The sequence below is a fragment of the Paenibacillus cellulosilyticus genome (genome assembly GCF_003182255.1).
GTDB classification, from domain to species: domain Bacteria; phylum Bacillota; class Bacilli; order Paenibacillales; family Paenibacillaceae; genus Paenibacillus_T; species Paenibacillus_T cellulosilyticus.
In genome coordinates, this window is sequence record NZ_QGTQ01000005.1 from 231,230 (window position 1) to 244,845 (window position 13,616).

General features: G+C 51.8%; 12 protein-coding genes. 5 read left to right on the plus strand and 7 right to left on the minus strand.

Features of this window, described 5'->3' with window-relative positions:
- Positions 1 to 35: 35 nt before the first annotated feature.
- Both DFQ01_RS10140 and DFQ01_RS10145 read right to left on the minus strand, forming a co-directional pair.
- Positions 36 to 1,079 carry a Gfo/Idh/MocA family protein gene (locus DFQ01_RS10140; protein WP_110043769.1) on the minus strand — a complete coding sequence of 348 codons (1,044 nt, stop codon included), beginning with the start codon at positions 1,077 to 1,079 and terminating at the stop codon, positions 36 to 38.
- A gap of 24 nt (positions 1,080 to 1,103) precedes the next feature.
- Entirely contained in the window at positions 1,104 to 1,991 is an 888-nt protein-coding gene (locus DFQ01_RS10145; RefSeq protein WP_110043770.1) for a sugar phosphate isomerase/epimerase family protein, read from the minus strand.
- Positions 1,992 to 2,115: 124 nt separating this feature from the next.
- On the opposite strand from DFQ01_RS10145, the gene DFQ01_RS10150 reads away from it, so the two are divergent.
- Positions 2,116 to 3,006, plus strand: coding sequence for a helix-turn-helix transcriptional regulator (locus tag DFQ01_RS10150; RefSeq protein WP_110043771.1), 891 nt, complete (start codon positions 2,116 to 2,118; stop codon positions 3,004 to 3,006).
- Positions 3,007 to 3,345: 339 nt separating this feature from the next.
- Here the strand turns inward: DFQ01_RS10150 and gdhA are convergent, their stop codons facing one another.
- Entirely contained in the window at positions 3,346 to 4,719 is a 1,374-nt protein-coding gene (gdhA, locus tag DFQ01_RS10155; RefSeq protein ID WP_110043772.1) for an NADP-specific glutamate dehydrogenase, read from the minus strand.
- Between the two features lie 296 nt (positions 4,720 to 5,015).
- Complete coding sequence (locus DFQ01_RS10160; RefSeq protein WP_110043773.1) at positions 5,016 to 5,993, minus strand: diaminopimelate dehydrogenase; 978 nt, start codon at positions 5,991 to 5,993, stop codon at positions 5,016 to 5,018.
- Positions 5,994 to 6,376: 383 nt separating this feature from the next.
- Between DFQ01_RS10160 and DFQ01_RS10165 the strand changes: the two genes are divergently transcribed.
- From DFQ01_RS10165 to DFQ01_RS10180, 4 genes are all read left to right on the plus strand, one after another.
- On the plus strand, positions 6,377 to 7,627 hold the full coding sequence (locus tag DFQ01_RS10165) for a molybdopterin-dependent oxidoreductase (RefSeq protein WP_110043774.1): 1,251 nt from the start codon (positions 6,377 to 6,379) through the stop codon (positions 7,625 to 7,627).
- A gap of 98 nt (positions 7,628 to 7,725) precedes the next feature.
- A complete protein-coding gene (locus tag DFQ01_RS10170; protein ID WP_110043775.1) occupies positions 7,726 to 8,949 on the plus strand; it encodes an aspartate aminotransferase family protein in 1,224 nt (407 codons plus the stop codon).
- A gap of 500 nt (positions 8,950 to 9,449) precedes the next feature.
- The gene (locus tag DFQ01_RS10175) at positions 9,450 to 9,962 is read left to right on the plus strand and encodes an acyl-CoA thioesterase (RefSeq protein WP_110043776.1); all 513 of its coding nucleotides are present in this window, start codon (positions 9,450 to 9,452) and stop codon (positions 9,960 to 9,962) included.
- Positions 9,963 to 10,172: 210 nt separating this feature from the next.
- Positions 10,173 to 10,487, plus strand: coding sequence for a Dabb family protein (locus DFQ01_RS10180; RefSeq protein WP_110043777.1), 315 nt, complete (start codon positions 10,173 to 10,175; stop codon positions 10,485 to 10,487).
- Positions 10,488 to 10,581: 94 nt separating this feature from the next.
- Here DFQ01_RS10180 and DFQ01_RS10185 read toward each other — a convergent pair whose 3' ends face one another.
- The 3 genes from DFQ01_RS10185 to DFQ01_RS10195 form a co-directional block, all read right to left on the minus strand.
- Positions 10,582 to 11,769, minus strand: a complete 1,188-nt coding sequence (locus tag DFQ01_RS10185; protein WP_110043778.1) for a DUF4179 domain-containing protein — start codon at positions 11,767 to 11,769, stop codon at positions 10,582 to 10,584.
- Positions 11,766 to 12,302 (minus strand): sigma-70 family RNA polymerase sigma factor, encoded by a 537-nt coding sequence (locus tag DFQ01_RS10190; RefSeq protein ID WP_110043779.1) that lies wholly within the window; start codon positions 12,300 to 12,302, stop codon positions 11,766 to 11,768. The genes DFQ01_RS10185 and DFQ01_RS10190 overlap by 4 nt, the downstream gene beginning before the upstream one ends.
- A gap of 135 nt (positions 12,303 to 12,437) precedes the next feature.
- Positions 12,438 to 13,385, minus strand: coding sequence for a sensor domain-containing protein (locus DFQ01_RS10195; RefSeq protein ID WP_110043780.1), 948 nt, complete (start codon positions 13,383 to 13,385; stop codon positions 12,438 to 12,440).
- Positions 13,386 to 13,616: the final 231 nt, after the last annotated feature.

Here is a 13,616-nt window from a genome sequence, read left to right on the forward strand (position 1 = left end):
TCAGTGCATGTTATATAACAGATGACGAGTTAAGGTTATCGCCCCGCCATGAAGTCCGCAATGTTAATCTTCTGGCCGGTCCGCGCGCTTTCAAGCGCCGCGAGCACCATTGCCATGCTGTAGCGGTTGTCATGCCCGGAAGTGCCGGACGGACGTCCTTCGTTAAGCGACTCGAACATCTCGTCGATGCAGCCGTCATGGAAGACGCTCTCCATCGACTGCTTTTCGGTCGTGACACGGACATACTCTCGAATGAATTTGCCGGATTGATCGCCAGGCGCAACGACTTCTGCATACGGTGCGTCGACGCCGTTCCAGATTGCCGTTCCCGTCTCGCCCGTAATGCGCCAGTCTGCTTCCCATGAAGTCGGCTGACCTTCCGCGCACCAAGAACCACGATAGCAGAACACAGAGCCATCGGACATTTCGAAGATGCAGATAGCTGCAGCGTTGCCTGCATACCAAGAGCCAACAGGGTTAAACTCTTGGCAATAGACGGACACGGGATCAGCACCGATGATGAAGCGTGCCTGGTCGAACGTATGAATCGACATGTCGAGCAGCAGCGGGCTGTCCATTGCATCCCGGAAGCCGCCGAAATGCGCGCCGATGAAGAAATCTGCACCGATGTAACCCGGCTTGCCGATTGTGCCATCGTTGATAAGCTTCTGCAGCGCGCGGATGCCTGGCTCATAGCGACGGTTCTGCATGACCGCATGCGAGCGTCCTGTCTGATCGGCGAGTGCGACGAGATCGTTGCACTGCTCCATCGTTTCCGCCATCGGCTTCTCGCCGAATACGTGACAGCCATTGAGCATCGCGGTGCGGCGAATCTCGTAGTGAGCCGCTGGAATCGTAATGTCGAGCACGAGATTCGCGTCCGTTGCTTCGATGGCCGTCTGCAGATCGGTGAACGTAGGGCAGGACAGCCCATATTTCTCCGCCATTGCTTGAGCCGATTCCTCACGCACGTCGATGAGAGCGACGACGGATGCGTCTTTGCGCTGAAGCACATTTTTCATCCAGAGATTCGCAATGCCTCCGCAGCCGACGAGAGCAATTCGATAAGTAGTTGTCATCGCTTAGTACCCTCCGCGTTCGTCTTAGACCGGGTTCGGAATGATGCTTCCGCCGCGGCAGTTTTTAAGGTAGTTGAGTGCGTGTACCTGTCCTGTCATCTCCAGCTCGCCCCGGTATACCGGATCATGCCAGCCTTCGATGTCGATCGTGCCCTGATAGCCTGCTTGGCGCAAAATCGTAATGATGTCCGACCAGTTCGTATCGCCGAAGCCTGGCGTACGGTGCCAGACAAACTCCTTCGGACCATGAATGCCGTACTCTTTCACAATATCCCAAGCAATCGTTGCATCTTTGCCGTGTACATGGAACACCTTCGACACCCATTTGCGCAGCTGCGGGATCGGATCGATCAAGCTGACCATCTGGTGGCACGGCTCCCATTGCAGGCCGATGTTGTCCGATGGAATCGCGTTGAACATCATCTCCCACGCCGTCGGATTGTGCGCGATGTTCCAGTCGCCAGTCGCCCAAGTGCCGCCCATGTCGCAGTTCTCGAATGCGATCCGAACGCCCTTGTCCGCCGCACGGCGGCCCAGCTCACCGAATACTTCCGCGTATGCAGGAATCGATTCGTCAATCGGACGATCCGTCAGTCGGCCTGTGAACCCGGAGACGATGTCTGTGCCGAACAGATGCGCATGGTCGATCAGGCGCTCCCAGCTTGCAAGTGTATCTGCATTGTCGCCCGCGCCGGTCAGCGGATTGCCGAAGATGCCAAGCGTCGATATAACAAAATTGTGCTTATCCGCCAGCTCGCGAACACGAGCTGCTGTTTCCTTCAAATCAACCGAACCCGTCGTCTGCCAGAAGGTGAGACTGAACGATTCGAAGCCATGACCTACGATTTGGGGAATGACGCGAACCGCGTCCCCACCGCCAACCAGCGTGCCGATGCGCAGCAAGTTACTCATCTTGTGTATCACTCCAATATTGGCTTATAGTAGAACTGAACAACTTCATAATAGCGCTATCATTTGTTGAATTCTCTATATAATCTTGGGGAATAGTAGTCGGATCTTGTGGGGGGTGGAACGCATGACGTATCCGCAGGCACTATGGGAAAACACGCGGCTCGCGCACAAAACCTATCCATATATGCTGTTCGATAACCGCTGTTCGGACGCGCGAATGGATCAAAATATATTGTTTCTACACTGGCATGAGCACTTCGAAATTATTATCATGCGGCAGGGGAGCACCGTGTTTCATATTGATAGCCGTCCCTATGAGATGGAGCCTGGTGACGTGCTGTTCGTACCAGCAGGGGGTCTGCATGTCGGCTATAGCCGATGCAACGGGGATATTCGATTCATCTCGATTGTGTTCAACGGGGCATTGTTCAACGATTGGTCGCATGATGCGATACATGCCGAGCTCGTGGCACCCTATGTGGAGGGCAAGCTGCAGCTGCCGGTGCAGCCAGACAAGCTGAACGCGGATTGTGCCGCTCACTACGTGCTGCTCGAGCAGATGGTGATGGAGTTCGAAGCGAAGCAACCGGGTTATCCGCTTGTCATCAAGTCGCATCTGCATATGCTGTTCACGCAGCTGGCGCGCATATTGCTGCCGCATCAGGCGGAAGGAAGAGTAGGCAGCGAATCGCAGCACAGCCTGAACCGTGAGCGGTTCAAGCCGCTGCTTCGCCAAGTGGAGGAACGGTATGCCGAGCGATGGACGATTGAGCAGGCGGCGAAGTTCGTGAGCCTCAACCCGTATCATTTCTGCAAAATGTTCAAGAAACTGACCGGCCGCACCTTTGTCGAATACGTCAATCTGTGCCGAATGAACGAAGCGGAGCGTTTGCTGCGCGATACGACCGACACCGTCACCGAGATTGCCGGCCAAGTCGGCTGCGACAATCCGAACTATTTCACCAAGCTGTACAAGCAGTATAAAGGGGTAACGCCTTCGCAGGTCAGAAGGTAGGGATCACTACGTGGATGGGAGTTAGGTAAATAGCAAATGTAAGGGGTTGCAAGGCTCTTCGACACAAGGCGTATGGAGGTTGTAACGCAGCACATATATTAATGAAGAAACACACGTCGAAAATAGTAGATATAAACAAATAAAAACGCCCTTAAGCCCCGGAGGCTCAAGAACGTTCTTCGCTGTCCTTAGTATATCACGGGCGGATGGACTAGCCAACCACATTGAGACAGAAACATACCTAAAAGGACGGTTTGTGTCTAGATTTGTTCACAAATAGCAGCATATAAACAAAGACCGCGCATAAGCGCGGTCTTTGCATGTATAAAGGTAGTAATCTTATACTACGCCGTGAGCGATCATAGCGTCTGCAACTTTCGTGAAGCCAGCGATGTTAGCGCCAACTACGAGGTTGCCTGGGTGGCCATACTTCTCAGCAGCAGCTGTGCTGTTTTTGAAGATGTTTTTCATGATTTGGTGCAGTTTAGCGTCAACTTCTTCGAACGTCCACGACAGACGCATGCTGTTTTGGGACATTTCGAGAGCGGATACCGCTACGCCGCCTGCGTTTGCTGCTTTTGCAGGTCCGAACAGAACGCCAGCGTACAGGAACACTTCGATAGCTTCCAGCGTCGAAGGCATGTTAGCACCTTCGCCGATTGCTTTTACGCCGTTCTTAACGAGCAGCTTAGCGGACTCTTCGTTGATTTCGTTTTGCGTTGCGCAAGGAAGAGCGATGTCGCAAGGGATCGACCAGATGCCCGTGCAGCCTTCCGTGTACGTTGCGTTTGGACGCGATTTTACATACTCGCTGATACGTTTGCGCTCAACTTCTTTGAGTTGCTTAACGAGCGCAAGGTCGATACCGTCTGCATCGTAGATGTAGCCGTTCGAGTCGGAACATGCTACGACTTTAGCACCGAGCTGCGTTGCTTTCTCGATTGCATAGATCGATACGTTACCGGAACCGGAGACAACAACCGTGCTGCCTTCGTAGCTCAGGCCTTTGGACTCGAGCATTTCGTTTACGAAGTATACGCAGCCGTAGCCCGTTGCTTCCGTACGCGTCAGGGAACCGCCATACAGCAGACCTTTACCCGTCAGAACGCCAGCTTCGTTGCCGGAGCGAATACGTTTGTATTGACCGAACATGAAGCCGATTTCGCGGCCGCCAACACCGATGTCGCCAGCTGGTACGTCAGTGTCTGGACCGATGTAACGGTACAGTTCCGTCATGAAGCTTTGGCAGAAACGCATGATTTCGTTATCGGATTTACCTTTAGGATCGAAGTCGGAGCCGCCTTTGCCGCCGCCGATTGGTTGACCCGTCAGGGAGTTTTTGAAAATTTGCTCGAAGCCAAGGAACTTGATGATGCTAGCGTTAACGGATGGGTGGAAGCGAAGGCCGCCTTTGTAAGGTCCGATTGCGCTGTTGAATTGAACGCGGAAGCCGCGGTTTACTTGTACGTTGCCGTTGTCGTCCAGCCAAGGTACGCGGAAGTAAACAACGCGCTCAGGCTCAACGATTCTTTCGAGAATGTTGTGCTTGATGTACTGAGGGTTAGCCTCGATTGCTGGGATCAGAGAGTCGAAGATCTCTTTAACTGCTTGATGGAACTCGCTTTCGCCTTGGTTACGGCTAATCACTTTGTCATACACAGCTTGTACGTATTCTTTCGCGGTTTGTTGTTCTTTCGTAATCGTACTTACCACGTTCTACACTCCCTTTACTCAGTAACTGCGAGGAATGCTCCTCCAGCTCTTTTATAGTTTTTCACCTATCGTTTACACTTTTTTCTCGTGATAATTTCAAAGTTTAAAACATAAGACTCCTGGTTCGCCAATTAAAAAAACCTTTCACCCCTGATTAATTTGCTCTATTTGCAGGGGGTTTTTCTCTCTCTTCTATTATATAGTACAAATAAAATGTATATGAGTACAAAAAATTGCCAAAAAAAACCCCCGTTCGCATAGCGACGGGGGTTTACGAGGCGTTAAAAATTTTTAACTTACAGCAATTCGCGGCGAAGTTCTTCGCCCGATTTTGGCGACAGGTAAGCGAATGGAATGTCGAATACCGTTTTCGCGCCTTTTTGACCATCGCGGCTGAGGCGGATTGCAGCACGTGCGTAAGCAACGAGCACGCTTGCAGTAAATTCAGGATTGCTCTCGAGCTTCAGACCGAACTCGATGATTTGTTTCGTGTTCTCGCCCGTGATGCCGCTGCGGATAACGAAGCCGCCGTGCGGCATGCCTTGGTGTTTCTCTTTGAGCTCTTCTTCGGAGATGAACGTTACCGTCGTGTCGTAGTCGGAGAAGTAGTTCGGCATCGAAACGATCGTTTGACGGATCACTTCTTGGTCGGCGCCTTCTTCAGCAACGACGAAGCACTCGCGGAGGTGTTTCTCGCGCGTCGTGAACTCAGGCGTTTCACCGGAACGAATGCGGTCGATTACGGATTCAACTGGAACCGTGTATTGCACGCCGCCTTTCACGCCTGGTACACGGCGGATTGCGTCGGAGTGGCCTTGGCTTACGCCTTTGCCCCAGAACGTGTAGTCTTTGCCTTCTGGAAGAATCGATTCAGCAAGCAGGCGGTTCAGCGAGAACAGGCCTGGATCCCAGCCAGTGGAAATAACAGAGAGGTTGCCGCCTTGCGTTGCCGCAGCGTTAACCGTGTTGAAGAACTCGGGGATTTTCGCGTGTGTATCGAAGCTGTCAACCGTATTGAACATGCTTGCGATAACCGGCGTTTGCTCTGGCAGGTCCGTTGCGGAACCGCCGCACAGAATCATAACGTCGATTTTGCCTTTGTACTGCTCAGCTGCCGAGATGTGCTCGAACTTAGCGCTGTGCGAAGCGAAATCCTCTGGTTGTCTGCGTGTGAAGATTGCAACAAGCTCCATGTCTGGGTTTTGTGCAATTGCTTTTTCGACACCTTTACCGAGGTTACCGTAACCAACGATGCCGATTTGAATCTTACTCATTTGGTTTTTCCTCCCTGAATTCGAATAAAACGCATAGGTTCTAGTATATAGAGATGTCAAGAAAAAAGTAAACCGACAAAGTTGTCAAGGACACGTTTTGTAGAAAAAATTAATTTACTAAGCGCTCTCGGTAGTATGTGTTGTTCATAGTGTACATATGCAAAAAATAGTATGGCAGAAACGCTTTCCGAAATAGCCGAAATCCACGTAGATACTTGAATTATATAAGAAACTATACGAGATAGTATAGGTTGCATTTCTATCATTTTATAAAATGGAAAAGAGCTTGGATTTTAAGCTTTTTTAAATATTCGGATGCTACAATGAAAGGGGATACATACCAGTTCTGATAGTAATTAATGCCCATTAGGGGGTTGATCGCGTTGGTGAAGCTGCTGGATCGGCTTCGTAAAGGTTACGGTCGGAAGCTTGTTATGCTGCATGCATGGAACGGATGGATTGTCGTCGCGTTGGCAGTAACCGGACTTATTCTACTCGGAGGATTCTGGCGTGAGATTCTAGGCGAAGGGCGAGTATGGATCAAAGAGATTCACATCGTCGTTGGCATTGGCTCACTGGTGCCGGTTCTTTATTACCTGCTGCTCGCCGGGAAGCACTGGAAGCAGCTGCGTGACAAGCCGTGGCAGCGGTTCAATGTGCTGTTCGTGCTTGCACTATTAGTCGGTTGGCTCGCCTCTGGCGTACTGCTGTGGCAGTTCCGAGCGGTCGGGCCGCGTTGGTCGAATCCCGCGCTAACCGTGCATGATTTGCTCACATGGATTGGACTGCCGTATATCATCTATCACTCGATTACACGAACACAATGGTTGAAGGAACCGAACCGTCGGACCGTATCGTCAGGGCGAAGACCCGCGCAGGAGGAGTTGCATCCGGCGTCGATGCCTCAGCCGTTCTATACGCGCCGTTCGTTCATTCGAGGTTCGATTGCGGCTGGACTGGCTGTGTTAATAGGACCCTCTTTTTTAAAATGGATCGGCAAATCGCTCGGCGGCTCGATTGGCGGCAACTCCATGGAACAGCTGCTGGAGAGCGATTCGAACGATCTCGTGCCTGCGCCGCTGCCGCTTGCGGCATCGAGTCCGCCAATAGGCGGCGGCTCATCCGGACATTTCCGCGTCTACACGGTGACGCCGATTCCGAGCTTTGACAATAACAACTGGTCGTTTACGGTTGACGGACTGGTAGAGAAGAAGCTGCAGTTCACATGGGAGCAGTTCGTGAAGCTGAAGCGCAAGGTTCAAGTGAGCGACTTTCACTGTGTGACCGGCTGGTCGGTCTATCACAATACGTGGGAAGGCATTCCGCTGCGTACGCTTTTGGCCGAGGCGGGAGTTAAGTCAGAGGCTCAGTATATTAAATTTTACTCCGGTGACGGGGTTTATACCGACGCTTTGTCGCTCGAACAAGTGAAGGTGCAAATGTCCGATGTCATGGTAGCGGTTATGCATGATGGCAAGCCCATTCCAAGCGATCTTGGCGGTCCGGTTCGACTGATCGTACCTCAAATGTATGCTTATAAATCGGTGAAATGGCTAGTCCGAATCGAGCTGATTGCTGATAGCCACGTGGGTTATTGGGAACAACGTGGTTATAGCAACGATGCTTGGGTGTAGGGATAGACGGACAACTTTCTCCAAAAACGCGGTTGTATAATTATTCATATTGTTGTATAAATAATTAACCGATTGCGATTTGGGGAGGTTTGTTTGGAATGCCGAATAGGAGTGTTGGAGCGCCATCGTCAGAAACAATGGAGTTGCTTGAAGCTGCTGAGAATGCTGTATTATTCACGGCTGTACGCCCTGCCGTCATTATGGAGAAAGGCGAGGGCATGTATTTGTGGGATACGGAGGGACGTTCGTATCTCGATTTCATTGGGGGCTGGGCGGTGAATGCGCTGGGCCACTCCCCGCACGTTATTCAGGTTGCGCTAGCTGCACAATCAGCGCAGCTGGTGAATGCGAGCCCTGGCTTTTACAATAAGCCGATGGCCCAATTCGCGAAGCAGCTCACAGAGCTGACCGTATTCGACCGTGTATTCTTCGGCAGCAGCGGGGCGGAAGCGAATGAGAGCGCGATTAAGCTGGCACGCAAATATGGTGCTGTGCATCGCGGCGGCGCTTATGAGATCATTACGACGCTTGGCGGCTTCCATGGCCGGACGCTGGCGATGATGTCGGCGACAGGCAAGCCGTATTGGGAGCCGCTGTTTGCGCCGAAGGTACCTGGCTTCCGGCATGTACCGTTTAATGATCTGGATGCCATGCGCGAAGCGGTAAGCGAGCAGACATGTGCGATTATGATTGAGCCGGTGCAAGGCGAAGGTGGCGTACATCTGGCGGACCCGGCTTATGTTACAGGGCTGCGGGAGCTGTGTGACGAGCACGGGATTTTGCTTATTTTCGACGAGATTCAGACCGGTCTGGGGCGCACGGGCAAACTGTTCGCTTACGAGCATTATGGCGTTGAACCGGATATTATGACGTTGGGCAAAGGGATAGGCGGCGGCTTCCCGCTGTCGGCGATGCTGACGAAAGAGCGGTATAACCTGTTCGAGCCAGGTGAGCAAGGTGGGACGTACACAGGACAGCCGCTGGCGATGGCCGTGGGGCAGGCCGTTGTTCGTGCGATCGTAGAGCAGCAGTTGTCGGAGAATGCGAAGGAGTTAGGAGAATACCTTCAGGCTGGACTAAAGAGTATTGCGAAGCGCTATCAGCTAGCGAACATTCGGGGGTTGGGACTGCTCATTGCATTCGATCTCTCGCAGCCAGCAGCTCCTAGACTTGCGGCTGCCGCAATGGAGAATGGACTCATTATTAATGCGTCCAGCGCATCCGTCATTCGTCTGATACCACCGCTGATCGTGTCGCATGCTGATGTCGATGAGATGCTGAAGAGACTTTGCCTCACACTCGATGCCGTACAGCATGTATAAGTGCGCGTTCGGGTAGATTGTGATGCTTCGTGATCAAAAGCGGACTTGTTGAACGACCTCTTATAATACGTGTTCAAAAAGTTCGGTTTTCAGCACCGAGAAGGTTGGATCAAGCGGGGAATGAGGATCGGAGCGTAAGTGTTGTGCTACGCGAGAACCGGAAGTCACAGCTTCATCCAAGATTCGATGCCGAATACACTTCTTGTGATGCTTCGTGATCAAAAGCGGACTTGTTGAACGACCTCTTAAAATACGTGTTCAAAAAGTTCGGTTTTCAGCACCGAGAAGGTTGGATCAAGCGGGGAATGAGGATCGGAGCGTAGTGAAGTGCTACGTGAGAACCGGAAGTCACAGCTTCATCCAAGATTCGATGCCGAATACACTTCTTGTGATGCTTCGTGATCAAAAGCGGACTTGTTGAACGACCTCTAAAATGGCAATCTATTGTTAGACGTGCTAAAGTACGGGTATAACGATCGATTGTGAAGGGGCGTAAACGTATGGGTAAGCGGTTTTCACGAGAATCAAGATGCTTCAAGACAGCTCGGGTGTTCCCGACGGATGTCAACAACCACAACACACTGTTCGGCGGCAAGCTGATGTCGTACATTGACGATATTGCATCGATTGCAGCGACGAAGCACTGCCGTCGGCCCGTCGTAACCGCTTCGACTGACTCGGTAGACTTCTTGTCCCCGATTCGCCCATCCGATGCGGTTTCATTGGAGGCATTCGTCACTTGGACGGGCCGCTCTTCGATGGAAGTATTCGTGAAGGTCGTCAAGGAGGAGCTGCTGACCGGTGAGCGGACGATTGCGGCAACCTCGTTCCTGACGTTCGTCGCGCTGGATGAGAACCGTAAGCCGATCGAGGTCCCGGACGTTGTGCCGGAAACCGAGGAAGAGCTGAAGCTGCATGAGACAGCGCCGCAGCGGGCCGAAATGCGCCGTCTTCGTCGGCAAGAAAGCAAGCGCTTCGCAGATTATCTCACGGTAACCCATCCTTGGGACTAGAAAATAAGCATGAACTTTCGGATCGACATTTTCTTCGTCTTCACGCCTGTCCGCAGATACGCTATGATGAGAAGGTATCGGAATAAGCGTTTACGAAGCAATCAATTTGCTTACAAGTAGCGGTATCGAAGAGGCAAGCAAATTGATTTAGCGTATGCTTACGAAGCAATCAATTTGCTTACGCAAATTGATTTCAGGAGGCGAAGAACGATGGCAGATCAGCAATCTCGCATTATCCATTCGGTAATATTCACGCTTAAGCATCCGCGCGAATCCGCGGAAGCCGAGCAGTTCCTGGCGGACGGCCGCCGCATTCTGAGCAGTATCCCGTCGGTCGAGCAATTCGTGGTGAACCTGCAGGTGAGCCCGAAGAATGACTATCAATACGGCTTCTCGATGGCGTTCGCCGATCAAGAAGCATATGAAGCTTACAATAACCATCCTCAACACACAGCTTTCGTCGCGGAGCGATGGGAGACCGAGGTCGTGCGTTTCTTGGAAATCGACTATGTACAGTGGGGTTAGACAACGTACATAATTGCATTCGCAACATGAAGGAGCTGCCCTGCAAGCACATCGGATGATGGCATGAAGAGCAGCTCCTTTTGCATAAAATCAACTATTGGACAGGTACCTGCATCGTCAGCCCTTCAAGCGGAGTTTCCTTCCATTCGGGCTCGCCGTTGACGGTTGCCATCGTTCGGATCATGGGTATAACGGTAATGGTGGAGCCGCTTGGGACAGGCGGTGTATACAGCCACGCATCCTCAATATAAGCAGAATCAGGAGTAGGTGGGCGCTCGGTGTGATGTGAGGTGCTCCACTCGCCTGTCCCCTCAAGCTCCTTGCCTTTCTCATCTTGAATGCGGAAATGAACATATTCGCCTTGTTCAAACATAGCCTGCTTCCTCATGAAAGGAATTTGCAGCTTCAAATGCCATTCTGCTGCCGTATCCGACATCCGCAGCCGTACCACCTCAAACGAATGGTTCTCATGCTCGGCACGTAAAGGGTTGTCCCACTTCACCGTATGGGTGTGGTCTACGCCGGTGATGGGCAGTTCGAAGCTCCAATCCCCTTGTATGACCGTATAAGGTCTGCCGTCCGAGTGTTGAACACCAAATTTGGGAACGTTGATCGCTAATGTAAACGTCTCGGGGAGCTTCTTCTGCAAAAAATATTTGACGACCCCAGCTTCGTAGCCGTCGTATAAACCGCCATGATCAAATTTATACGTGTAGCCGAGCACCGACTTCGCAGATGGTGTAAGCTGAAAGTCGGGTATCACATAATCTCCTGTAGGAATCTCACCTTGTTCCTTGCGGAACGTGTAGGTGAAGGATACCTGCAAACCATCGTAGAACGCCTCATGAATCCGAAGAATGTATCCGTTATTCTTAACCTCCGTTAGAATAGGCAGCTCACCTGATTGCTGCAGCTGCAAGTTCTGCTTCACACCTTCATCGCCAATCCAGCCGAAAATCGAAGATAGATACGGCTTCATCGAATCAACCGTTTGCGGATTGGATGCAATCCATATGCTCGTAGATAGCAGAAGGAAGGTGATCGCAAGAGCGAGTCGTCTTGTCCGGCGGAGGGAAAACACTGCTTTTCTCCGACTCGGAACCTCAACAATGTTCTGGTTTTGTTTATCGTCAACCTGTCCCGTGCCATGCTTGATCGCAGAATCGCCGACCAGAGATGCGAGCGTCTCATCGATCCTTCTTCTCACCGCATCAGGAATCGGCAGGTCCTGCTCGTCCGTCGTTCCTCTTAGATCGTTGCGAATCTTATCTTCGAAGCTCATAGCATTCCCTCCTCTTGCACAGGACCCTTCAGCAGCATCGCCAGCTTTTCCCTTGCACGATACAGCCTTGACTTGATCGTTCCGTCCGACAGCTGCAGCAGCTCACCGATCTCCTTCAACGGCATATCCTCAAGGTAATGCAGCATAATGACTTCCCGTTGTTCCGGGCCTAGCAGCCCGATCGCGTGATAAAGATCAAGCTTGTCTTCGCTAGGTTGATCAGGCGAAGAGGCGATGATCGTGTCGTGCTCGTACAACGGAATTACCTGATTTTTTCGTTTCAGCATGCCATTACAATGGTTGATCAGAATGCGGACGAGCCAAGTTTGCGCATAACGAGGTTCCTGCAGTTGATGAATTTGGCGAAAAGCAGCGATGATCGTCTCTTGGATCGCATCTGCCGCATCCTCATCCGAACGCAGCATGCCGAAGGCAACACGGTACAGCGTTTTTTCAAACATGCGAATCATACGGACGAAGTCGTCCTTTGACCCGTGCCTTGCGCGAACGACAATATCGATAAGTTCGTTCAATGTGGGGACTCCTTTCGGCCAAGCTTATACCTATTAGAGATCGAATGTGCTCGTAAGGTTCCCTTCCTTGTAAAAAAATAGCGGATATACGCAAACAATCCGCCTCTCAGGAGAGAGACGGATGTAAACTGCTTATTATTGCGGCGGGTACATCTTCGAGTGAAGCTGCTGACGCAGCGCGTCGAGCTCAGCCTTCAGATCGTCGTTATTGTTCGAGGAGTAGCGCGTTGTTGCCGATGCTGGCGCTGGTGCATCTGGATCGAATGGCTCGAACGGAAGCGAATCGAGTGAGTAATCCGCCTCGGACTTCGCCGTGTCGCTGTACGGGGGTTGTGCAGATGCTGCTGCAGCCTGATACAGTGCGTCTGCGGGCACTTCCTGCTGTACAGCAGGGACGATCGGTGCTTTAGCAGCTGCTGGCCGCTGTGGATTCGCCTCCAGCAGCATAGCCGTGCGGTTCGCTTGCACATGTGTCAGTCGAGACAATACGCTCCAGCCGATCAAGAGGAACAGCAGTCCGACACCCGATCCGACATATGACCGTTCTAGCGGCGATAGCATTGGGAATATGGTATTGAAAACGACATCATCTTGATAAATTTCAATGTCATATTGCTTCAGCACGAGGTAGACGACCGGCGATAGCAGCGCAGCCGTACCCACAAGCGGGAATGTCACGGCAGCTGCGAATTGCAGAACGGATGCTGGCAGCTTAACGAGCCAATACGTCAGCGGGAAGTACGGAGCCGTCGACGTGAACAGATCCTTATACGAGAACGGGCCAAATGCATGCTGATAAGGCAGAGCGGCTGCGTACTTCTCTGGCAGGAGCATCCGAATGCGGCGGGCGTCCGCCATCATAAGCGCGTGCGAGAGATGGACGCTCATTTTCAGAATCGGAAGACCAATTAAGAGCGGCGTTAGTCCGAAACCGAGTGCGGTCAGCGTGACCGATAAGACGAAGCTAATGATGGAGAGCGGCAGCGTTATGAATAACATATATAGCGTCTGGCTGGCATATCGTCCGATCGGGCCTGCCGGCGGCAGCGGGATCGATGGGTTGTGCTCAGTTTGTTGTTTCATCGTACTCAGACTCCTTCAATGGAAATAACAGTTGAGTTCAGTATAGAAGAATAACAGTGGTTCGCACACGGTCCCTCGACGGGATGATATCCCCAACTATAGTCGAGGTTGGATTCATACGATGGAAGGAGGGGAGTTGGTTTGTGAGATTGGTCACCGCGAACTATAAGGTACCATGATAGGATATAATTGGCAATAACGATCGTGTGAATTAGAATGAATAGGGAGCAG

Excerpts from the sequence above, each read along its gene's own strand:
- DFQ01_RS10160 (WP_110043773.1), bottom strand. The coding sequence starts at position 5,993 with ATGAGTAAGATTCAAATCGGCATCGTTGGTTACGGTAACCTCGGTAAA.
- DFQ01_RS10145 (WP_110043770.1), bottom strand. The coding sequence starts at position 1,991 with ATGAGTAACTTGCTGCGCATCGGCACGCTGGTTGGCGGTGGGGACGCG.
- DFQ01_RS10180 (WP_110043777.1), top strand. The coding sequence starts at position 10,173 with ATGGCAGATCAGCAATCTCGCATTATCCATTCGGTAATATTCACGCTT.
- DFQ01_RS10150 (WP_110043771.1), top strand. The coding sequence starts at position 2,116 with ATGACGTATCCGCAGGCACTATGGGAAAACACGCGGCTCGCGCACAAA.
- DFQ01_RS10170 (WP_110043775.1), top strand. The coding sequence starts at position 7,726 with ATGCCGAATAGGAGTGTTGGAGCGCCATCGTCAGAAACAATGGAGTTG.
- DFQ01_RS10175 (WP_110043776.1), top strand. The coding sequence starts at position 9,450 with ATGGGTAAGCGGTTTTCACGAGAATCAAGATGCTTCAAGACAGCTCGG.
- DFQ01_RS10140 (WP_110043769.1), bottom strand. The coding sequence starts at position 1,079 with ATGACAACTACTTATCGAATTGCTCTCGTCGGCTGCGGAGGCATTGCG.
- DFQ01_RS10185 (WP_110043778.1), bottom strand. The coding sequence starts at position 11,769 with ATGAGCTTCGAAGATAAGATTCGCAACGATCTAAGAGGAACGACGGAC.
- DFQ01_RS10195 (WP_110043780.1), bottom strand. The coding sequence starts at position 13,385 with ATGAAACAACAAACTGAGCACAACCCATCGATCCCGCTGCCGCCGGCA.